Origin of the sequence: Pseudomonas sp. SCT, assembly GCF_003864275.1 — a bacterium.
Lineage (GTDB): Bacteria > Pseudomonadota > Gammaproteobacteria > Pseudomonadales > Pseudomonadaceae > Stutzerimonas > Stutzerimonas stutzeri_AE.
This window is the reverse complement of record NZ_BDJA01000007.1, coordinates 239,806-260,423: the sequence shown is the minus strand read 5'-3', so window position 1 is coordinate 260,423 and position 20,618 is coordinate 239,806. Positions and strand designations below refer to the sequence as shown.

Annotated in this window: 16 protein-coding genes and 2 pseudogenes; 7 read left to right on the top strand and 11 right to left on the bottom strand. The window is 59.9% G+C overall.

The features are described from left to right. Nucleotides 1-260 precede the first annotated feature (260 nt). Nucleotides 261-1,580 carry an OprD family porin gene (locus BHD08_RS18380; RefSeq protein ID WP_084899568.1) on the bottom strand — a complete coding sequence of 440 codons (1,320 nt, stop codon included), beginning with the start codon at nt 1,578-1,580 and terminating at the stop codon, nt 261-263. 301 nt (nt 1,581-1,881) lie between these two features. Here BHD08_RS18380 and BHD08_RS18375 point away from each other — a divergent pair, with 301 nt between their 5' ends. From BHD08_RS18375 to BHD08_RS18365, 3 genes are read left to right on the top strand one after another with little or no spacing between them, the layout of a single operon-like run. Further along, nucleotides 1,882-3,123 (top strand): TolC family protein, encoded by a 1,242-nt coding sequence (locus tag BHD08_RS18375; RefSeq protein WP_068506209.1) that lies wholly within the window; start codon nt 1,882-1,884, stop codon nt 3,121-3,123. A 41-nt stretch (nt 3,124-3,164) separates the two neighbouring features. Then, the gene (locus BHD08_RS18370; protein ID WP_125024053.1) at nt 3,165-4,472 is read left to right on the top strand and encodes an efflux RND transporter periplasmic adaptor subunit; all 1,308 of its coding nucleotides are present in this window, start codon (nt 3,165-3,167) and stop codon (nt 4,470-4,472) included. Nucleotides 4,473-4,491: 19 nt separating this feature from the next. Beyond that, a complete protein-coding gene (locus BHD08_RS18365; RefSeq protein WP_003291207.1) occupies nt 4,492-7,656 on the top strand; it encodes a CusA/CzcA family heavy metal efflux RND transporter in 3,165 nt (1,054 codons plus the stop codon). A 228-nt stretch (nt 7,657-7,884) separates the two neighbouring features. Here BHD08_RS18365 and BHD08_RS18360 read toward each other — a convergent pair whose 3' ends face one another. Continuing rightward, the gene (locus tag BHD08_RS18360; RefSeq protein ID WP_080573167.1) at nt 7,885-8,115 is read right to left on the bottom strand and encodes a hypothetical protein; all 231 of its coding nucleotides are present in this window, start codon (nt 8,113-8,115) and stop codon (nt 7,885-7,887) included. Between the two features lie 400 nt (nt 8,116-8,515). Here BHD08_RS18360 and BHD08_RS18355 point away from each other — a divergent pair, with 400 nt between their 5' ends. Then, on the top strand, nt 8,516-9,436 hold the full coding sequence (locus tag BHD08_RS18355) for a cation diffusion facilitator family transporter (protein WP_102857155.1): 921 nt from the start codon (nt 8,516-8,518) through the stop codon (nt 9,434-9,436). Between the two features lie 215 nt (nt 9,437-9,651). On the opposite strand, the pseudogene BHD08_RS18350 reads toward BHD08_RS18355, so the two are convergent. The 8 genes and pseudogenes from BHD08_RS18350 to BHD08_RS18315 form a co-directional block, all read right to left on the bottom strand. Beyond that, nucleotides 9,652-10,113, bottom strand: a pseudogene (locus tag BHD08_RS18350) (methyltransferase family protein). A 4-nt stretch (nt 10,114-10,117) separates the two neighbouring features. Beyond that, nucleotides 10,118-10,798, bottom strand: a complete 681-nt coding sequence (locus tag BHD08_RS18345) for a thioredoxin domain-containing protein (RefSeq protein WP_125024051.1) — start codon at nt 10,796-10,798, stop codon at nt 10,118-10,120. Continuing rightward, on the bottom strand, nt 10,795-11,229 hold the full coding sequence (locus BHD08_RS18340) for a disulfide bond formation protein B (RefSeq protein ID WP_003280185.1): 435 nt from the start codon (nt 11,227-11,229) through the stop codon (nt 10,795-10,797). The genes BHD08_RS18345 and BHD08_RS18340 overlap by 4 nt, the downstream gene beginning before the upstream one ends. A gap of 206 nt (nt 11,230-11,435) precedes the next feature. Next, a pseudogene (locus BHD08_RS18335) lies at nt 11,436-11,624 on the bottom strand (integrase core domain-containing protein); the annotation flags it as partial. Nucleotides 11,625-12,298: 674 nt separating this feature from the next. Continuing rightward, on the bottom strand, nt 12,299-12,853 hold the full coding sequence (locus tag BHD08_RS18330) for a biliverdin-producing heme oxygenase (RefSeq protein WP_125024049.1): 555 nt from the start codon (nt 12,851-12,853) through the stop codon (nt 12,299-12,301). Next, nucleotides 12,846-15,251: a response regulator gene (locus BHD08_RS18325; protein WP_125024047.1), complete on the bottom strand. Its 2,406-nt coding sequence runs from the start codon at nt 15,249-15,251 to the stop codon at nt 12,846-12,848. The genes BHD08_RS18330 and BHD08_RS18325 overlap by 8 nt, the downstream gene beginning before the upstream one ends. 67 nt (nt 15,252-15,318) lie before the next feature. Beyond that, complete coding sequence (locus BHD08_RS18320; protein ID WP_125024045.1) at nt 15,319-15,792, bottom strand: response regulator; 474 nt, start codon at nt 15,790-15,792, stop codon at nt 15,319-15,321. Continuing rightward, nucleotides 15,792-18,062: an ATP-binding protein gene (locus tag BHD08_RS18315; protein ID WP_125024043.1), complete on the bottom strand. Its 2,271-nt coding sequence runs from the start codon at nt 18,060-18,062 to the stop codon at nt 15,792-15,794. Before BHD08_RS18315 ends, BHD08_RS18320 begins: the two co-directional genes overlap by 1 nt. Nucleotides 18,063-18,290: 228 nt before the next feature. On the opposite strand from BHD08_RS18315, the gene BHD08_RS18310 reads away from it, so the two are divergent. Together BHD08_RS18310 and BHD08_RS18305 are read left to right on the top strand one after the other, a co-directional pair. Then, complete coding sequence (locus tag BHD08_RS18310) at nt 18,291-18,698, top strand: SMI1/KNR4 family protein (protein ID WP_125024041.1); 408 nt, start codon at nt 18,291-18,293, stop codon at nt 18,696-18,698. An 82-nt stretch (nt 18,699-18,780) separates the two neighbouring features. Beyond that, nucleotides 18,781-19,155, top strand: a complete 375-nt coding sequence (locus tag BHD08_RS18305; RefSeq protein WP_125024039.1) for a DUF3301 domain-containing protein — start codon at nt 18,781-18,783, stop codon at nt 19,153-19,155. Between the two features lie 2 nt (nt 19,156-19,157). On the opposite strand, the gene BHD08_RS18300 is transcribed toward BHD08_RS18305, so the two are convergent. Further along, a complete protein-coding gene (locus tag BHD08_RS18300; RefSeq protein WP_125024037.1) occupies nt 19,158-20,144 on the bottom strand; it encodes a GTP-binding protein in 987 nt (328 codons plus the stop codon). A gap of 71 nt (nt 20,145-20,215) precedes the next feature. On the opposite strand from BHD08_RS18300, the gene BHD08_RS18295 reads away from it, so the two are divergent. After that, a complete protein-coding gene (locus BHD08_RS18295) occupies nt 20,216-20,578 on the top strand; it encodes an NADH:ubiquinone oxidoreductase (RefSeq protein WP_125024036.1) in 363 nt (120 codons plus the stop codon). Nucleotides 20,579-20,618: the final 40 nt, after the last annotated feature.

Genomic DNA, 20,618 nt, shown 5'->3' with positions numbered 1-20,618 from the left:
TAACTATAAGGTCAAGACAAAAGCGACCTGGCCCTAGCGTGAAAGACAGAAGCGAAGATCTGCCTAGGGAAGCGCGAAGCACTCTAGCGCCGTAAAAGACCTGCAGGGCCATCTTGCAGATTTGTAATCTACTGGTCATTTGGTTGACTGGCAGCGCAAGGAGGCTCACTCAAGCAAAAAAAGGCGCCCCTATGGGCGCCTGAAACACATCTTCAAACCAAGGGAGCAAAAAACGAAGATGTGGTGTTGCCCGTGGTGCTTCACAGGATCGAGAGCGGGTACTCGGCGATGAATCGAACCTCATTGAGGTCGGACTCGAAAGCAGTCGCCCGTGTTGTAGCCTGGCGCACCCGCAGAGAGAGGTCCTTGAACGAGCCTGTCTGTACAACGTAGCGTGCTTCGACGTCGCGTTCCCAGCGCTTCTGTCCGGACAGAGGCGCGCCGTTATCGTCTTGGCGCATATATACCTCATTTGCGTTGCTGTAATCGGCGCCCCAGCCGCGGGCGTAGCGAGTCATGAACGTAAGCCCAGGTATGCCGTAACCCGCCATGTTCAGGTCATAACGCAGCATCCAGGACTGCTCTTTAGGTGAGTTGAAATCACTGTACTGGATGGAGTTATTCAGGTAGATCGAGTCCGCTTGGCGCAAGTAGTCAAAGTCGTTGTTACCGTTGTTTCGCTGATACGACGCCGTGACGGTGTGCGCGCCGAAGGCGACACCCAGGCTGGAACTCCAGATGTTGTTGTTGAACTCGCCCAGCAGCTCGCGGCCTTCGTCGATTGCCTTGTAGTAATTGAAGCTGCCCAGCAGCGCGACGACATCAGAAAGCGGATAGGTGGCCGATAGACCGAAGTAATGTTGGTTCCAAGCGTCCTTAAGCCGGCTGGTGTACAGACTAAGACTGAGATTTTCGTTCACGCTATAGTCGCCGCCTGCGTAGCCGAGCCAAGGCGCGTCCACGGCCCCGCCGTAGAAGGTGACGAAGTCATCGTTCGTGTTGCTGGTATTGGGCTGGCTCATCGCGTGCAGGCGGCCGCCCTGGAGGGTGAGGTCGTCCAGCGAGTTGTTCACAACGGTGACACCCTTGAAAGACTCCGGCAGCAGCCGTGCGTCACCAAAGTGCACGACAGGAGTAGCGGGAAATACATCGCCTGCCTTGATCTCGGTGCCCAAGAACCGTGCTTTCACGGCCCCCCCTACTCGAGAAAAGTCATCCTCGGCATCGCCGGCGCTATTGTAGGGGAGAAGATCGACGGTTCCGCCAGCACCGGAACGTCCTGATCCAGAATCGAGTTTGAGGCCGAGCATGGCGAAGGCGTCGACGCCGATCCCCACCGAGCCTTGGGTATATCCGGACTCAAAGAATGCCATCAGTCCGTGAGCCCATTCCTCAGAATAGCCATTGCCGGTGGCGCTCCCACCGTCGCGAAAATCTCGGTTGAAATAAAAGTTGCGATTTATCAGCGAAAGCGTGCTGCCTTCGATGAAGCCCTCCGCTGTTTCCGATTGGGCAAAGACCGGGGCGCTGCCCAGTGCCAGTGAAAGGGCTGTAAGTGAAAGGGCGGCCTTTTTGCTCATGATGATGCTCCTGATATACGGCATGTCAGCGCTCGAATGACGCCTTCGCCTTTTTGTTCGAGTGCCGGGCGATGATCTTCCCCTGTAAATGACCGCAGGATTAGCGGTAAATGACGATCTCGTAATCTTGAGCGGTGCAATCGCAGATATTCCTTGGATTACAAATTTGTAATGTCGTAGTCACCCGGCCGATATCCGCGCTTATCTAAAGTCACGCCGCTTAGCCATCAGCTATCTGGCCGGTTTAGTGCGGCTGAGGAAACGCTATCGACGAAGGGGGCACTGCACTGCAGTGTTGCGTATGTATCAAAAGAAACGCTTGTATCTGCTTGCTAGCGGGCTGCTTGGGCTCGGGCTGGCACTAATGTCGCTCGAGGTGGGCGCGCAAGACGGTCTGACACTGGAGCGGGCCGTGTCCCTTGCGTATGAACGCAACCCAGAATTTTCCGCTGCGCGGTCGGAGATCGGCATCGCAAGCGGTCTGCGCCGCCAAGCTGGGGTTATCCCGAACCCGGAATTAGGGTTCGAGGTGGAAGACACTCAGTCCGACCGCCAGACCCGCTCAATTACAATCACCCAGTCGATCGAGTTGGGCGGCAAGCGCGGCGCTCGAATCGGCGTGGCGGATGCTAATCGCTCGATGGTGGATGCCGATCTCGACCTTCGACGCCAAGGATTACGTGCAGATGTGATCCAGGCATTCTTCGCCGCCCTGCGCGCCCAAGAAGGCATGCGACTGGCCGAGGCCTCTCTGTCATTGGCCGAACGGGCTGCTAAGGTCGCCGATGCACAGGTCGATGCCGGAAAAGTTTCGCCAGTGGAGGCGACGCGCGCCGATATGCAACTGGCGACCGTACAACTGGACCTGCGGCGAGCACGCCAGGAATGGGACAACGCTCGACAGATGCTAGCGCGCCTGCTCGGGACCGACGCACCGGAGTTTGGCAGTTTGCTGGGCAGTTTCGAACACCTGCCAGATGTGCCTAGCGAATCTGCATTATTGGCGCGCGTGCGTGAGAGTGCCGATATGCGTAGGGCTCTGCGCCAAGTGGCCTTGAGTGAAGCCGAGCTGGGGCTTCAGCGAAGCCAGCGCTACCCGGACATAAGCGTCAGTATCGGTAGCCAGTACGACGAAATCGAGCGTGAGCGCGTCAACCTCGTCGGCCTCTCTGTTCCGCTGCCTTTATTCGATCGTAACCAAGGCAATGTTCTGGCGGCCGCACGGCGGGCGGAGCAGGCGCGTGATCTTCGTAATGCGGCAGAGCTGCGCGTTCGTGCGGAGATCCAGCAGGCCCTTCGCGACTGGCGTACCGCACGTGCAGACGTCGAGGAAATACGCAACCGGATACTGCCGGCAGGACAGCGAACCGTGGAAGCGGCCACACGTGGTTTCAGTCTTGGCCGCTTCGCGTTCCTCGACGTGCTCGACGCACAGCGTGCGCTGATAGATGCACGCACGCGCTATCTGCAGTCATTGCAAGCCGTGGTCGACGCCTGGGCGCGTATCGAGCGGCTGTACGGACCTACCACTACCTTCGAATGACCGAAACGCCGCCATTACGTATTGGCGGTGGGGGAGCTTGCATGAAAAAACAGACGGGAATCGCTCTGGCGGTCGCTTTGGTACTGCTGACCGGCGTTGGCGTAAAACAGGGCTTCGTTCTTGAGGCGCAGGCCAGCGATAACAAGGCTGAGCACGCCGAGGATGGCCACGCGCATGAGGATGGAGAAAGCGGTCACGAGGAATCTGAGAACGACCATGGGGACGAAGACGGTCATGACGCTGAAGGCGATGGCCACGGCCATGGTGACGAAAGCGGTCATGGCGGTGAGGAGGACGAGCACGGCAACGAAACGCATGCCGAAGGTGAGATTGAGCTTTCCGAAGAGCAGATACGTGCCGCAGGCATTCAGCTAAGCAAGGCCGGACCGGCTGAAATCGGCTCGTCTGTATCTTTGCCGGGCGAGCTGCGTTTCGACGAAGACCGTACCGCACATGTCGTGCCCCGTGTGGCCGGCGTTGTCGAATCGGTTTCGGTCAACCTGGGTGACCAAGTGAAGAAGGGCCAGTTGCTGGCGGTTATCGCCAGCCAGCAGCTGTCCGAACAGCGTAGTGAGCTGGCTGCCGCCGAGCAGCGCCTCCGACTGGCTCGCATCTTGTTCGAGCGTGAGCGCACTCTGTGGCAGGAGCGTATCTCTGCAGAACAGGACTATTTGCAGGCCCAGCAGAGCCTGCGCGTAGCAGAAATCGACTTGCGTAATGCCCAGGAAAAAACCCGGGCGCTGGGCGGCGGAAGTGACTCCGGTGTGGGCAATCGCTACGAGCTCCGTGCACCTTTCGATGCAGTCGTCGTCGAGAAGCATATTGTGCTGGGCGAACGTGCAGATGAAACGACCAGCGTCTTCACGCTGACTGATTTGTCGCGGGTTTGGGCTACGTTCAGCGTACCTGCCCGTGATTTGATGCGCGTAACCGTCGGCCGAGAAGTCGAAGTTGTTGCCGGCGAGCTAGGGGTGCGAACAATGGGTAAGGTCGCCCATGTGGGCAGCCTGCTGGGCGAGCAGACGCGTGCCGCAACAGCCCGCGTGACCCTGGCCAACCCCGATGGGGCTTGGCGTCCCGGTCTTTTCGTGACGGTCCGAGTTAGCGCCGACGGACGTAGTGTTCCGGTCACGGTTCCAGTCGAGGCGGTCCAGACCGTCGAAAACGCGCCGACGGTTTTCGTTCGCACGCCGCACGGCTTCCAGGCGCACTCGGTCTCGCTGGGCCAGCGCGACGAAAATCGCGTGGAAATTCGTGACGGATTGCAGGCCGGCCAACAGATCGCGACCGCTGGCAGCTTCATCCTGAAATCCGAACTCGGCAAAGGCTCCGCCGAGCACGTTCACTGATCCTCCGGATACCTAACTCATGTTCGAACGTATTCTTCGCTTCGCCATCGAGCAGCGCTGGCTAGTGCTGCTCGCGGTCTTGGGCATGGCCGGCGTCGGGGTTTATAGCTACCAGCACTTGCCCATCGACGCTGTGCCCGACATCACCAATGTACAGGTTCAAATTAACGTCGCAGTCCCAGGCGCGTCGCCGCTTGAAACCGAGCAACGCGTTACCTTCCCCATCGAGACGGCGATGGCCGGCTTGCCCCACCTGCGCCAGACACGTTCATTGTCGCGCTCCGGGTTCGCTCAGATCACCGTGATCTTTGACGATGGCACCGATCTCTATTTCGCTCGGCAACTTGTGAGTGAACGGCTGCAGGCCGCGAGTAATGAGCTTCCGCAGGGCGTGGAGGTCACCCTCGGTCCCATCTCCACGGGCCTGGGGGAAATTTTCCTCTGGACGGTCGAGGCAGAGCCCGAGGCGCGCCGTGCTGATGGTCAGCCCTACACGCCGACGGACCTGCGCGAAATCCAGGACTGGATCATCAAGCCGCAGCTGCGAAACGTTCGAGGGGTTGCCGAGATCAACACAATCGGTGGCTTCGCCAAAGAGTATCAGGTCGCGCCCGACCCGAAGCTCATGGCCGCTTACCGAATCACTCTGGAACAGCTCGTCGTTGCGCTTGAGCGCAACAATGCCAACGTCGGCGCCGGCTTCATTGAGCGTAACGGCGAACAGTTGTCGATCCGCACACCTGGCCAGCTCGACTCCCCCGCGGACATTGGCAATATCGTCCTGAGCAACGCAGGCGGCGCGCCCGTGCGGGTTCGCGATATTGCCGAAGTGGGGATCGGCCGTGAGCTGCGTTCAGGGGCGGCCACCGACAATGGACGCGAGGTGGTCCTTGGGACCGCCTTCATGCTGGTAGGAGAAAATAGCCGTAGCGTGTCGCAGGCCGTCGCGCAGCGCTTGGAGAGTATCAACCAGAACCTGCCAAAAGGCGTAAGCGCGATAACGGTCTATGACCGGACCGACCTCGTGGACAAGGCCATCGCCACGGTTCGCAAGAACCTGATCGAAGGCGCGATCCTGGTTATCGCCGTGCTGTTTCTCTTCCTCGGCAACCTGCGTGCAGCCCTGATCACAGCAATGGTCATCCCGTTGTCCATGCTGTTCACCTTCACCGGCATGGCCACCAACAAAGTCAGTGCCAACCTCATGAGCCTAGGGGCTCTCGACTTCGGCATCATCGTCGACGGTGCGGTGGTCATCGTCGAAAACGCCATCCGCCGGCTTGCCCACGCCCAGGAAAAACATGGCAGGATTCTGACCCGTAGCGAGCGTTTCCACGAAGTATTCGCGGCGGCCAAGGAGGCACGGCGTCCGCTCATCTACGGCCAGCTGATCATCATGGTGGTCTACCTGCCCATCTTTGCGCTCACCGGTGTCGAGGGGAAGATGTTCCACCCCATGGCATTCACCGTGGTAATCGCACTGTTGGGTGCCATGATTCTATCGGTCACCTTCGTGCCCGCTGCTGTTGCGCTTTTTGTCACTGGTAAGGTGCAAGAGAAGGACAACCGCCTGATGCGCGCAGCGCGCAATGGCTATGCGCCCGTGCTCGACTGGGTCATGCGTCACCGCACATTGGTATTCAGTGGCGCCGTCGCTAGCGTGCTGCTGTCTGCCCTGCTGGTGATGCGAATGGGTAGCGAGTTCATTCCGAGCCTTAGCGAGGGTGATTTTGCGCTTCAAGCTCTGCGCGTTCCAGGGACCAGCCTCTCCCAATCCGTGGATATGCAGCAGCGGCTGGAAAAGGCAATTGCCAAGCAGGTCCCGGAGGTCAAGCGTACATTTGCCCGAACCGGCACCGCCGAGATCGCGGCTGACCCGATGCCGCCGAATATTTCGGACAGCTATGTGATGCTCAAGCCCAAGGAAGAATGGCCAGATCCGGACAAATCCCGCGAGCAGCTCATTGAGGACATCCAAAAGGCGGCCGCATCTGTGCCGGGCAGCAACTATGAGATGTCTCAGCCGATCCAGTTACGCTTTAACGAGCTAATTTCCGGAGTTCGCAGCGATGTGGCCGTTAAGGTGTTCGGGGACGATATGGATGTTCTCAACAAAACAGCTGATGACATCGCGGCGATATTGCAAGACGTACCAGGCGCTTCCGAAGTTAAAGTGGAGCAGACGACGGGCCTCCCATTGCTGAGCGTCAATGTGGATCGTGACAAGGCGGCACGCTTCGGGCTCAACATCGGCGATGTGCAGGATACCGTCGCCGCCGCGATTGGCGGACGGGAAGCCGGAACCTTTTTTGAGGGTGACCGTCGTTTCGACATCGTTGTTCGTCTTTCCGATACGCTGCGTGCCGATCCGGATGTGCTGGCTCGCCTGCCGATTCCGGTGCCAGCGGTAGCGGGTGCTGCCAACGACCGAATCGACTTTATCCCGCTGGCTGAGGTTGCCACGCTGGAATTCGTGCTGGGCCCGAATCAGATCAGCCGTGAGGATGGCAAGCGTCTGGTGGTGGTAAGCGCCAACGTTCGAGGGCGTGACATTGGCAGTTTCGTCCAAGATGCGTCTGCAGCAATCGCTGAACGAAACCCGGTACCGCCCGGTTACTGGACGACGTGGGGTGGGCAGTTCGAGCAGCTGCAGGCTGCCGCCAAGCGCCTGCAGCTGGTCGTCCCAGTTGCCTTACTGCTGGTCTTCGTGCTGCTGTTCATGATGTTCAACACACTGCGCGATGGGCTGGTCGTCTTCACTGGCATTCCGTTCGCGCTTACTGGGGGAATTCTTGCACTCTGGCTCCGGGACATTCCCCTCTCAATTTCCGCTGGCGTCGGGTTCATCGCGTTGTCGGGTGTGGCAGTACTCAACGGACTGGTGATGATTGCTTTCATTAAAGGATTGCTAGAGGAAGGCCGGCCTTTATCCGAGGCTGTGCGTGAGGGCGCACTGGTGCGATTGCGCCCAGTCCTGATGACAGCGCTGGTGGCGTCGCTCGGCTTCGTCCCAATGGCGTTGGCCACCGGGACCGGTGCGGAAGTCCAGCGGCCCCTGGCAACCGTAGTCATTGGCGGCATCCTCTCCTCGACGGCACTGACGCTGCTGGTATTGCCAGCGCTCTATTACACGGTCCTGCAGGGCCGCAGGAGACGCAACGAAGAGAATGAGGACGCGACCTGATATTGGTTTTCGCACAAAAAGGCCAGGCTCGATGCCTGGCCTTTTTTATGAACATCAAAATCGAAGCTTTAAAGGGTTCACTGAGCGATTTGTGGGCCCCCAATGCGCTGGTAACGATGACGGGCACGTTATTGGAAGAAAAGAAAAGCGCCTCGAAAGGCGCTTAATACAGCTTTACCAACGGGACTCGGAAGCTATCGGAGGCGGAGATTGTTCGGGATGAAGCGGTTAGTCAGTTTTGGTTTCTTTCTTGATTAGCATATTGCTCTGATCTGGTCGCGTATTCTTAGCTTCTAGGACGTCTAATTTTTTTCCAGCTGACTCGGATCCGTGAATTCGTTTTTGATCTGCACGGAATTTTTCATTAAATTTCATTGAACGGTCATAGCCATCTCCTGCATAAGACAATGCGGAGCCGAAGATGACCGATCCAACAACAATAGCTTTCAACAGGTTCATAATGCAGTCCTCGCGAAATTCAAGTGGCTTATTGAGCTTTCCCGGTGAGCTCTACAGGTGCGAATGAATTTTGCGCGACCGAAGATAACGGCAGTGTGAGCCAAGCATTACATTATTGAAATGTAATATTTCGCAGTGCAGCTTGAGCCCCCGGAAAATTATCGAAAGATTACAGGTCTGTCATGTTCAGACCATGACAAGGGTCGGCCAGTTATCGGCATATTGTAGGCAATGACGCACGAACGCGGGCGGTGGTGGTCAGATTTCTGTCAATGGTTTGGAAGCTGTTTCCGTGCAAGACGATATAAATGGCTATTATTGTCTATTTGCCGTTATGGGCGGCTGTTTGGCTTCTTGGCCTTAGTCTAATGGTGGTTTTTTAATAGGCGGTTATAAACCAATGGTCCACGAACATAACCATAACACCGAAGCCATAGGCGATAAGCGTCTAATGGTTGCTATTGGCGTTAATACAGCATTAACACTGGGGCAAATAGTCGGCGGAATACTTTCTGGTAGCTTATCGCTCATAGCTGACGCGCTACATAATTTGAGCGATGCCGCATCACTGGTTATTGCGCTGATCGCACGTAAGATCGGTCGCAGGCCGCCAGATGCTTTTAAAACCTTTGGCTACCGGCGCAGTGAAACCATAGCGGCTTTGATCAACTTGGTCACGCTGATTATCGTCGGCCTCTATCTTATCTATGAGGCTGTAGGCCGGTTGTTTTCCCCGCAGCCCATTGAAGGTTGGACGGTGGTCGTGGTCGCGGGAGTAGCCTTAATTGTAGATATCGTCACTGCCTTGCTCACATACACGATGTCTAAGGACAGCATGAACATAAAGGCGGCATTCTTGCACAATGTGTCGGATGCACTGGCGTCCGTCGGCGTGATTATCGCCGGGACATTGATACTTCTATATGGCTGGTACTGGACGGATACTGTACTGACACTGATGATTGCTGGTTACGTGCTCTGGCAAGGCTTTAGCATGCTACCTAAAACCATTCACTTGTTGATGGAGGGCGCGCCAGAAGGAGTTTCCATCGCCGACATAATCAATATCATGGAACATGTAAACGACGTTGTGAGTGTTCACCACGTACACGTATGGGAAATCGCTGAGCATACAATCGCACTGGAAGCACATGTTGTCATCAAGAAGGCTAGCCTGCCCGATATTGAACGAGTAAAGACTGATTTAAAACGAGTACTTCATGAGCAATTCAAAGTCAGCCACTCGACACTTGAAATGGAGCTAGACGGCAGTGTTTGTATCGACACCAGGCAGGCCGACAGTCATCGCAGCGAAGCATAAGCCTGCTTTGCGCTCAACGCTGTTGCTAGACAGTTAGCTCGATATCAACGGAGTGAACTTGTGACATCACTCGTTGCCGCTATGTCATCGACCAGAGACATGCTAGCGGCATGTGGCTAAAGCAGTTCTTCACAAGGAGATCAGGCTAGGTCGTGGGCATCTTCGGCATGCTGATGTGACGAGTAAGCCCCGGCAGACGCTAACGCCGCCGAGGCTCAGAGCCAGCGGCGGACTTGTGCGCGGTAGCGGACGAATGATTCGCCGAACAGTGCTTCCAGCGCCCACTCTTCGGGTGCTACTTGGAAACGGTTCATGTACAGCACGAAAGCAACCACGCCCAGCAGGGTCAGAGGCGAGGCCAAGGCCAGCGCCCAAGCCGCAAGGATAATGGCGAAGCCTAAGTACATGGGATTGCGGCTGTATTGCTAGATGCCAGCCTCCACTAATGCCGAAGCCTGCTGCGGCATTAGTGGATTGACCGTAGTGCGAGCGCGGCGAAACGACAGTACGCCGGCGAGGCACACGCCGAGCCCCAGGAGCAGTACCGGCAAAGCGAAGGTCAGGCGCGCGGTCCATGCCAGTTCGAAGCCCGGCAATTTGGTTCCCGACAAACCCATCAGCACAGCCATCAGGCCCGCCACGAGCAGCGGTGGCACGCGGTTTTCCAGCGCGCTCATAGTGTTATTCCCGTGCCTTGGCCACTTCGCTGTTCACCAACTGGCGCAGCGGCTCCGGGCCAAACTCGCTGAGCGCACGACCATTGACAAAAAAGGTCGGCGTGCCACGAACCCCAACGGCCTTAACGTCCTGCATGTCCGTTTCCAGCACGGCGTTGACGCCAGGCGTATGCATCTCCTGGCGGGCCTGCTCCAAGTTCAAACCGACGCGCTCTGCAGCAGCCCATGCCTGCGTTACCTTGGGGTCGTCGTGCCAACCGGGTTGGGCCTCCAGCACAGCCTCCAACACTTGTTCATGGAGATTTTGCTTACGCGCCGCCTCCAGCATTCGCGCCACCTCTTCGGAGCCTTGATGGAACAGTACATAGCGCAGCACCAAACGCACGTCTTCCGGGTTCTCGGCGAGGATCTGCTTCACATAGGGGTGGAAGGCGCGGCATGCCTCGCAGGAAGGGTCAAAGAATTCGACGATGGTTACTGGAGCCTGCGCCGGGCCGAACACCGGTGAGTGGAAGCGAACCAACTGGCCGCCGTTCTGTTTGGGCTGTGTCCCGGTCTCTTGGACGGTCGAACCGGGAGCCTGGGCCTGTTGAGGCGACTGGGAGGGGGAATATAAGAATGCAGCGGCAGCAAAGACGGCCAGGATCACGACACTGACGATCAGGACCACGGAACGGCGATTCATGGGGTGGTTCTCCGACGGATGATAATGAGCAGGATGCCGATAAGGATAAAAGCTAACAAGGCGAGTGCCGGCAGGGGCACTACGCCGAAAAGGGTCATTCCGGCGCCTGAGCAGGATGGACCGGTGGCCGTGCAGGGCTGGATCGGCTGTGGTATCAGCCCGGCATAGAGCAGCGTGTGGACAAATGCCAGCGCCGCACCGATAACGGTCAGCGGCAGGGCATAGCGCCAGACGGTGAAATCCGAGCGGTAGCTGGCGATCGCCAGGATCACAGCCAGCGGAAACATGAAGGCACGCTGGAACCAGCACAACACGCAGGGTGCTTGGCCCATTACCTCACCAATGAACAGCGCGGACAGGGTCGATACCAGTGCGAACAGCCAGGTTAGCAGCAGCAGGTTCCAGGTCATATTGGAACGTTGAGGGATCATTGCGGTGAACTCTTGGCGTTGGCGAACACTAGCGTCAGAGCCCCCATCCGATGGATTTGAAACATCATGCTCCCTCTTATCCGAAAAACTTGTTAGGAGTGTTGCAGACTTCGCCCAACGACACACTAGAAGCTGAAAGCAACTAGGCAGGTCTGTCCCGGGGTTGGCGGACAGATAGTTGAGAGCTACTGCTCGCGTTTGCCCGCTCAAACCTCGATCGGACTAAGGTAGCCCAGCGTCGAGTGGCGCCGAGGGTGATTGTATAAGCGGATGTAGTCGAGCAGGTCGGTTTTCGCTTCATAGCGAGTCAGGTACACCAGTTCGGCGTTAAACGAGCTGAAAAAGCTCTCTATCGCCGCATTATCCCAACAGCTCCCTGCCGCAATCCGAGTACAGCGGCATCTCCGATCGTGGCTGCGGGCATGCGACGGCCATCACCAGCGCGGCATGTACGTTGGCTTATTGAGATCGTTGCAAAAAACTGCCGCGCGATATTCGCAACGGCCGGCACATTGGCGCTACGAGGTAATGACCGGCTAACGCCTCGATAGCGCGAGCCTTACATCGCGGGCTGCGAAAAATCGCGCTCCTGGGATCTGGATAGACCAAATATCTCATGCCTTTTCCGCTTTTTCACCTCAGTGGCAAGCATGAACAAGGTGCTCTAGCACCGTGGAGATGGCGGTTCGACGAGGCGCTGCTCCGTGGAGGCAGTGTATTGTTGTTCCTACGCGCCTCTTGAGCAGGGTCTGCAGGTCAACGGAGTGAGGCGCGGCAAAGGTTTTATGTGCTGTAGAGTTGCAGCAGTGTGATGCCAAAGCCTAAGTTGCAGCAGCAATCTTGGGCTCCACAGCATGCACGTTGTATGTACGGTGAAATTGTCAAAATATTTTGGCAAAAATCGTTGTTCTAGTCAGTTCTCTACACGTTGATTGTCGAAATATTATTATTTGAAAGCTGACTCTAATCGACCTCAGCCCCCGATTTATAGCTCTGAAATTGTCAGAATTATTTGTAAGCCACCATGAGCGTGTGCAAAAAAGAAAAGGCCCTGCGGGGCCTTTTCTGTTCAGCTGTAGTCGTAGTCCCGCTCGACTGTAGCAGCGGCGGTGAATAAGCCGAACGTCGCTTCGGCGGCGGCCAGCATCGGCGCCCAGGCACAGTCGGGAGCGGCCTGTTCCAGCCGCGTGAGAAAGGCCGGCCAGAGCCTCGCGACGTCACCATGCTCAAGGTAGCGAACCGGTGCTGTCGGGTCGCCCAGGCGTATGCGTCGGGCCAGTACCCGCCCGCCCAGGCGTGATCCTTCGAGCACGTAGACCGCGCCCCAGGAGCTGGCTATGTCGTTTATTCGCGGCGCCTGCAGCGGCGCGGGAGCAGGGCAGCCCAGTTCAGCCAGATCGGCCAGCAGCGCGTGCCGGCGCGCGCGCATCGGCCAGTCGTCGAGCAGCTCGGCGATGCCGGCCTGTTCCAGCGCAATTTCCGTGGCGCTCAGCACCCGGGCGTGAGCACGCAGGAAGCGCCGATAGTCGTCCGGCTGGTCCAGAGCGAAGCCTGAGTAGGCGGTATCGACTTGCTCGTGCAGGGCAGCTGTCGCCTGTCTGAGACGTGTCCTTAGCTCAGCCATCGGTCGGGCTGCCTTCGCGCAATGCGAGGTGAATCTTGTTGGCCAGCTGCTCTTCACGAAACGGCTTCTGGATGATCGAGTAACCAACCAGGCCCAATTCACACAGCTCGGCATAGCCCGTCACGAATATCACCGGCAGCTCGGGCTGGCCCACCCGTACCGCCCGTGCCAGTTCGCCGCCATTCATTCCGGGCATGGCGAAATCCGCCAGCAGCAGATCGACTTCGATGCCTTCTCCGAGCAGCTGCAAGGCATGCTCGCCGCTGTCTGCTTCGATGACTGCGAAACCAAGGTTCTGCAGCATCTGCGCGGTCACTTCGCGCACGGCGTGATCGTCATCGACCAGCAGAATGCGATGCTGACTGTTGTCTTCCTGGCTGCCGGCGCTCAAGGCAGCGGTCGGCTCCGTTGCTGCCGGTAGCTCGGTACGCGGCAGGAATACCTTTACCGTAGTCCCGGCGCCCGGACGGCTTTCGATGCGTGCACCACCGCCGGACTGCTTGGCGAAACCGAATACCTGGGCCAGGCCCAGCCCCGAGCCCTTGCCGACCTCCTTGGTGGTGAAGAACGGCTCGAACGCCTTGCTCAGCACCTCTTCGCTCATGCCGGTGCCGGTATCGGTGACCGAAAGTACGACATATTCCCCGGGGCTCGGGTCCTCGGCGCGCAGCGCCGGTTCGGTGATCACCACATTGCGTGTACCCAGCGTCAATCGCCCGCTATCGCCCATGGCGTCGCGGGCGTTGATCGCCAGGTTGAGGATGATCATCTCGATCTGCGTTGGATCCACCAGCGCATGCCAGATGTTGGCCTGGGTGTCGGTTTCGATGCTGACACTGCCGCCCAGGGTGCTTTTCAGCAGGCTGAGCAGACTGACCAGGGTGTCGTTGAGGTCGATCGCAGTGGGTGTCAACTGCTGACGACGGGCGAAGGCAAGCAACTGGCTGGTCAGCGTCGCGCCACGTTCGCCGGATTCGCGGATGTATTGCAGCCGCCGCAGGCTGCGCTCTGCCGGCGCGCCTTGCTCCAGATCGTTCTGCAGGAAGCTGGCGCTGGTCAGAATGACGGTGAGCAGGTTGTTGAAGTCATGGGCGACGCCGGCAGTCAGCTGGCCGACCGCTTCGAGGCGCTGCATCTGCTGCAATGTGGCCTCGACACGCTCGCGTTCCTGAATCTGCGCGCGCAGCTCGCGGTTGGCTTCGGCCAGTTTGTCGACCGCGGCGATTTCGCTGGTGATGTCCCGCGCCGCGGAATAGATACGACCGCCATCGGCCACCAACGACCAGGACAGCCAGCGATAGCTGCCGTCGCGATGGCGCATGCGGTTGACGAAGCGATTGGCGACCCTGCCGCGGCTGACGCGCGTGTTTTCTTCACGTGTCGCTTGCAGATCGTCCGGGTGCACCAGCCAGGTCAGCGAATGCTGCATCAACTGCTCGAGAGGAAAGTCGAAAGCCAGCCCCCACATGGGGTTGAGCGCAACCGGCATCATCTCGAGATCGGTAACGGCCAGCAGGTCGCGTGACAGCTCCCAGGTACGGTCGCGTTCGCGCGTGCGCTGCTGCACTCGCTCACCGAGGGTTTCGTTCTGCTGCTTGAGCGTCTGTGTCGCCAGTTGCTGCTCGGTGATGTCCATCACCACGCCGACGAAGCGGGTGCACCGGCCGCCTTCGAAGAAGGCCTGGCCGCGGGTTTCCATCCAGCGCAGGCTGCCGTCTTTGAAAAGCACGCGGTAGGTAGTACAGAACTCGCCGGCATTCTCACCGGAAATGGCACCGGCGACCTGTTCGCGTATCCGTTCGCGATCGCCCGGATGGCAGAGGCGCTCGAACAGCTGCATGTCGACCGGGGTCTGTGTATCGACTTCTAGCATGGCCCGGCAGCGCTCGTCCCAGATCAGCGTGTCGCTCTGCGGCTCGTAGTCCCACATGCCCAGGCGCGCCGCGTCGATGGCCAGGCGCGCGCGCACTTCTACTTCACGCAGCGCCTGCTCGGCCTGTAGCCGCCGGCGGCGCTCGTTGACCTCCGCCAACGCCCGTTCGACGGCCTTGGGCAGGAAGCCGAGTTTCTGCTTGAGCACATAGTCGACGGCGCCGGAGCGCATCATGTTGACTGCGTGCTCTTCGCCGAATACGCCGGAGAGAAAGATGAAAGGCGTCTGTGGCGCCAGCCGCTGTGCTTCCTGCAACGCCTGGCTACCGGAGAAGCCGGGCAGGATGAAGTCCGCCAGGATCAGGTCGAAGGATCGCCGCTGCAGCGCTTCGACGACCCCGGCGTGGCTGTAGACCAGCTCGGTGTGCAGCGTGTAGCCACTGCGCTCCAGGGCCAGCTGGGCCAGTTCGGCGTCGTGCGGGCTGTCCTCGATGAACAGGACGCTGATGTTCTTTGACGCTGGCATATCTATCCTGTCGAGGATGCAGGAGTCGTCGTGACGGCCCGCCAGGCATTGGCGGGCAGAGGTTCATTCAGTGCTTTTCGTCTTTGTTGCGCGCGCGTTTGAGTCGCAGCGAACCAGGTGGCGGCTCGTTGAGCACGGCCCAGAAGATGCCGAGGTCGGAGATTGCGGCGACGAAATCCTTGAATTCGACCGGTTTGACCACGTAAGCGTTCACCCCGAGTTCATAGGCTTTCAGCAGGTCGGGCTCCTCCCGCGAGGATGTCAGCATGACCACCGGAATGCTGCGCAGCTCGGCGGTCTCGCGCACCGTCTTGAGCACTTCCAGTCCGTCGACCTTGGGCAGTTTGAGGTCCAGCAACAGCACGGCAGGGTTGCCGTCGACTCGCTCGGCGTAGGCGCCGGTGCGCTGCAGGTAGCTCAGCGCCTCGGCGCCGTCACGCATGATCACCACTTCGTTGGCCAGCTGGCTGCGCTCCAGCGCGATCAGCGTGAGTTCCAGGTCGTGGGGGTTGTCTTCCACCAGCAGTATCGGTTTCAGCATCAGATGTCTCGGTCCAAGAGGGAGGACGTATAGGTCAGTTTGGGTAGAGAGAAATAGAAGGTGGCGCCCTTGTCCAGCTGGCTTTCGGCCCAGACCCGGCCATCGTGGCGCTCGATGATCCGGCGTACGCTGGCCAGGCCGATACCGGTGCCCTCGAACTCCTCCATGCGGTGCAGTCGCTGGAATACGCCGAACAGCTTGCCGGCGTACTGCATGTCGAAGCCGACGCCGTTGTCGCGCACGTAGACCACGACTTCGCCGGCGCGTTGCTCGGCACCCACTTCGATCACGGCGACCTCACGGGTACGGCTGTACTTGACCGCGTTGTCGATGAGGTTGCGCAACACCATATGGAGGAAGGCCGCATCAGCCACGACGATCGGCATCGGCAACAGGTGCCACTCGATCTGACGGCCCTCGCAGTCAGGCGCCAGCTCCTCGCGGATCGAGGCGACCAGCGCTTCCAGATCCACATCCGTCAGGCGCAGCGCCGCGCGACCCATCTGTGAAAAGCTCAGCAGGTTGTCCACCAGCGTGCCGGCAAAGCGCGCGGCGTCGGCAATGTTGTCGAGAAAGCGCATACCGCGTTCGCTCAGCTGGCTGCTTTCCATCTCGCTGAGCAGTTCGGTGTAGCCGGCGATATGCCGTAACGGCGCGCGCAGATCGTGGGACACGCTGTAGGAAAAGGCCTCCAGTTCCTTGTTGCTGGCGCGCAGTTCGCCGGCCAGCTGAGCCATTTCCTCGGCCTTGCGCAAGACGATGCCAAGCACCGCGTTGCGCAGCTCCAGCGCCCCTTCGATGACCACCGGGTCCCAGGGCTGCGCATAGCCGCGCAAGGTTTCCTGCCAGCGCGCGAAGCTGTGCCGCGGGCTGAGTGCACCGCTCTGGCGGTCGACCTGTTTTTCCGGCGCGCCTGCCCAATTGACCGTCTTGATCTGCTCCTGACGGAACCAGATGAGGTAATGCGCGTGCAAGCGCGAGATGGAAATCGCCATGACGCCGGCGCAGTGGCCGGCCAGCTCCGGCATCTCGGGAATGTCCCGGCTGATGCAGTCGCTATGAAAGATCAGCTGGTCGCGTCGTTCGCCCAGCCATTCGGTCAACCGCAGGATCTGCAGGTGGTCGGGTGTATTGCCGACGGTTTCGCATTTGTCCGCGGAAATGATCGCCGCACCGTCGGCTGCAGCGAAACCCAGCACGACGTCCGGCAGGTGGCGGAAGCCCTCGACCACGCTGTCACGGTCGGCCATGGCCGAGAGCAGATGCACGATCTGGTGGCGCAGTTCCAGTTTGCGCTGAGCCAGGGTTTCCGTTACCCGCGCTTCGATCTGCAGCGAAAGGATGCGGCCGAGCAGTTCGCAGGCGGTGCGGGTCTGGTAGCTGACCGTGCGCGGTTCGGCATCATGGCAGGAGATCAGGCCCCAGAGGCGGTCGCGAATGACGATGGAGATCGACATCGACGCCAGCGTGCCCATGTTGCGCATGTATTGCAGATGCACCGGGGAGACGCTGCGCAATGCGGCAAAGCTCAGGTCCAGCGGCGCTCCCGAAACCGGGTTCAGTGCAGGCACCAGAGGGGAGGGCGTGTAGTTGGCGTCCTGAATCACGCGGATCAGGTTCTCCCGGTACAGGCGGCGTGCCTGTGGCGGTATGTCCGCGGCGGGAAAGCACAGGCCCAGGTAACTGGGGTAACCGGGATCGGCGACCTCTGCCAGCACCAGCCCATTGTCTTCGGCATCGAAACGGTAAGCCTTGACGCGGCCGAAACCGGTAATGCGCTTGACCTCGCGCACCGCCAGTTGGCAGAGCGCTTCAAGCTCGCGCGTCTCCTGCAGCTGAACGACGAAGGTGCGCATCAGGGGGTACAGGGCGTCGTAAGCCTGGTGCGCGTTGTCCGCACGCTCGAATTCAAGAATCAGGTGACCGCCGTGGCGATGCCCGAGCAGGGCGAAGGTCTGGTCCACGGTGCCGTGGACGCGGATGCAGACATCGCTCAGATGAAACGGGTTGTGGTCGTCCTCGGTCAGTGCTGCCAGACCCGCTTCGAGGCGCGCCGTCGGCAGCAGGTTCGATAGCGGTTGACCGAGCAATGACTGCGCCTCGACGCCAAGCCACTGCTGGACGTTCTCGCTGGCCTGCTGCACGTGCAGTTCCGGCTCGCTGACCACCAGCAGAAACCCGTGGGGCTGGATGCTGCCAGGTATATGGATGGGTTCATCGGCGCATCGGTCGATTGCCGCGAGCAGGTCCCGAGCTTCGGTAGTGGCCATTGTGTGTGTCCTTGTTCAGGCCCGGTACGGACCGGAGGTGGCGGGCAGGCACCAATGCAAGTTGCTACCTAAGGTCTGCGATTGTGCAGGTTGAGCGTGGGAGTTGTGGGGAAAGTCTTAACCGAGTGTTTCGCTTGGCCCCGCACTTTAACGCGACAGAACTGGCTCGCCAATCCGGCGGACTGTATAAACGGGGCCTTGCCCAGGGGCATACGACAGGAGGTGGATGTGGAAGAAGTCATCGAACAGCTGCGCGAGCTCAACGAGCCGGTGCCGGTGCCGCTGGAGTTGCCGGACGATGATCTGCTGGTGGAAATCGAGGAGCAGCTGCTGATCAACCTGCCGTTCGGCTTACGCGAGTTTCTGCTGCAGGTCAGCGATGTCATCTACGGGCACCTGGAGCCGGTCACTGCCACCGATCCGCAGTCGCATACCTACTTGCCGGAAGTTGCGGCCAACGCCTGGGATGCCGGCGTACCGCGCGACCTGATCCCGATCTGCCAGGATGGGCGCGATTACTACGTGGTCGATCTGGACGGCGAAGTCACGCTATGGGACGGCGACGATGCCGAGCTGACCGAGGAAACCTGGGAAACGGTATGGCACTGGGCCCGCGACGTCTGGCTGGAAAGCTGAGGCGGATAGGCGCCTGCATCGACACGGCAGCAGGGCCGCGGCCTGCTAAGCTGTGCGCCCGCCGGTTACTTTCCGAAACTCCATGCTGACTCTGAGCAATCTATTCCTCTTCATGCTGCTGGCTGCGGCCGGCGCCTGGCTGTGGCATTCCCATGGCATTCGCGAGCGGGCGCTGCAGGCGGTGCGACGGCATTGCAAGAAGCTCGATGTCGAGTTGCTCGACGGCAATGTCGCCTTTCGCAAACTGACCTTGCTGGCCGACGCACGCGGCCAGCGCCGGCTGGCGCGAATCTATGGTTTCGAGTTCACCGTGACCGGTGAGCAACGCCATCCCGGGACCATCGTCATGTTTGGCGCCCACGTCGGGCGGATCGAGCTGGCTGCCCATCCCTTCCAGCCCGCCGACGAGCCGGGTCGGGTGATTCAGCTGGACGATTGGCGCCGGCCGCGCGACTGAGCTCAAGCGCGGATACGACAGCCTTCCATGGCGCTTTCCACCTCGGCCTGTGGCTGGGGCTCGGCAAAGATCAGCTCGATCCGCGAATCGCGGCGCCACTCGCTGGGGCTGAAGACCAGCGCCTCGCCATCCAGGGCATTGGCCGACTGCCAGCCGCTGCAGCCCTGGACGACCAGTTTGGCGCGGCGCCATGGCCACTGCGCCAGCCACTGCGCAATTGCCTCGAGGTCGAAGCGCTGGCTTGGGTGCCAGCGCCACCCGATGCTCCAGTTTTCCGGCGTCGCCTGCACCTGGCAGATCGCTTTGCTCGGATCGAGCCAGACCTGTGGCAGCGAGGCAGCTCCCGTTGGCAGCGCAACCGCCTGCGGTTGTTCGCTGGCGCGCACTCCGATGCCCGGCAATTTCGCGATAGGCAGCCGACCGTGGCGGGTCCAGAACAGCGGGCACCGTGGCAGGCGACCACTCAGTGCTGCCCGTGCCGCCTCGTCGAGCGATTCGCTTTTATTCATCAACAGCAGACCGGCGTCAGCCAAGGCCTGCTGCTGGCTGTCGGGCAGCGGCAAGCCGCGGCTCAGGGCATCGGCATCCAGCACCAGCACGGTCGGCTGAACGGCCAGGACTGTCTGCCATGGTGCCTGGCTGAGCTGGCGCAGCAGCTCGGCGGGGTGCCCCAGGCCCGAGGGCTCGATCAGCAGCCGGTCCGGACGTGCCTGGCGCAGCAGCCGGCCGAGACCGACCTGAAACGGCACGCCGTTGACGCAGCACAGGCAGCCGCCGGGGATTTCCGCGAGGGTAATACCGTCCGTGCCGGTGCTCAGCAGCGCGGCATCCAGGCCGATCTGGCCGAACTCATTGATCAGTACTGCCCAGCGTTCATCGGCCGGCTTCTGGCTCAGCAGATCACGGATCAGGCTGGTTTTGCCGGCGCCCAGCGGGCCGGCGATGAGATGGGTCGGGATATGTTCGAGCATGGCGGCTATGGTGCGCATTTTGCGAAGCGGCTGGAAGGGGAAAAGCCCGCCCGTGATAAAGTCGCCGCGATTCGACGAGGGATGAAATCGTGCGATTACCGTTCTTGCTGACAGCCGTTTGCGGCGTACTCATTGCTGGCGACGTCATGGCCGAGGCCTGCATCATCCACAGCCACGACGATCGGGTGGAAGTGAAGCTGTGTCAGGCGAACATCAACATTCCCGCCGAGCTGTTTCGCAGCGGCTTCTGCCAGCCGCAGCTGAAGGATCAGGAGGTCAAGGTCGAGTTCGTCGAGCAGTGCCCGGATGGCGCGTTCGGCATCTGCCGCAATGCCCAGGTTTCCAATCTGCCCTATCGCCAGGACATCCATTACTACGGTGTCGCCAGCGACGCGCGCTATCTGCAGCCAGCCTGTGAGCAGAACAGCCAAGGCGCCTGGGTAAGTCAGTAGCTGGAACCCAGCCGCCATGGGGGTTTCACGTGGAACCTCG

What these genes read in the sequence shown, in the direction of transcription:
- BHD08_RS18340 (WP_003280185.1), bottom strand. Translation starts at nt 11,229, where the DNA reads ATGATCCCTCAACGTTCCAATATGACCTGGAACCTGCTGCTGCTAACC.
- BHD08_RS18355 (WP_102857155.1), top strand. Translation starts at nt 8,516, where the DNA reads ATGGTCCACGAACATAACCATAACACCGAAGCCATAGGCGATAAGCGT.
- BHD08_RS18370 (WP_125024053.1), top strand. Translation starts at nt 3,165, where the DNA reads ATGAAAAAACAGACGGGAATCGCTCTGGCGGTCGCTTTGGTACTGCTG.
- BHD08_RS18365 (WP_003291207.1), top strand. Translation starts at nt 4,492, where the DNA reads ATGTTCGAACGTATTCTTCGCTTCGCCATCGAGCAGCGCTGGCTAGTG.
- BHD08_RS18325 (WP_125024047.1), bottom strand. Translation starts at nt 15,251, where the DNA reads ATGCCAGCGTCAAAGAACATCAGCGTCCTGTTCATCGAGGACAGCCCG.
- BHD08_RS18360 (WP_080573167.1), bottom strand. Translation starts at nt 8,115, where the DNA reads ATGAACCTGTTGAAAGCTATTGTTGTTGGATCGGTCATCTTCGGCTCC.
- BHD08_RS18305 (WP_125024039.1), top strand. Translation starts at nt 18,781, where the DNA reads ATGCTGACTCTGAGCAATCTATTCCTCTTCATGCTGCTGGCTGCGGCC.
- BHD08_RS18345 (WP_125024051.1), bottom strand. Translation starts at nt 10,798, where the DNA reads ATGAATCGCCGTTCCGTGGTCCTGATCGTCAGTGTCGTGATCCTGGCC.
- BHD08_RS18320 (WP_125024045.1), bottom strand. Translation starts at nt 15,792, where the DNA reads ATGCTGAAACCGATACTGCTGGTGGAAGACAACCCCCACGACCTGGAA.
- BHD08_RS18375 (WP_068506209.1), top strand. Translation starts at nt 1,882, where the DNA reads ATGTATCAAAAGAAACGCTTGTATCTGCTTGCTAGCGGGCTGCTTGGG.
- BHD08_RS18300 (WP_125024037.1), bottom strand. Translation starts at nt 20,144, where the DNA reads ATGCGCACCATAGCCGCCATGCTCGAACATATCCCGACCCATCTCATC.
- BHD08_RS18330 (WP_125024049.1), bottom strand. Translation starts at nt 12,853, where the DNA reads ATGGCTGAGCTAAGGACACGTCTCAGACAGGCGACAGCTGCCCTGCAC.
- BHD08_RS18380 (WP_084899568.1), bottom strand. Translation starts at nt 1,580, where the DNA reads ATGAGCAAAAAGGCCGCCCTTTCACTTACAGCCCTTTCACTGGCACTG.
- BHD08_RS18315 (WP_125024043.1), bottom strand. Translation starts at nt 18,062, where the DNA reads ATGGCCACTACCGAAGCTCGGGACCTGCTCGCGGCAATCGACCGATGC.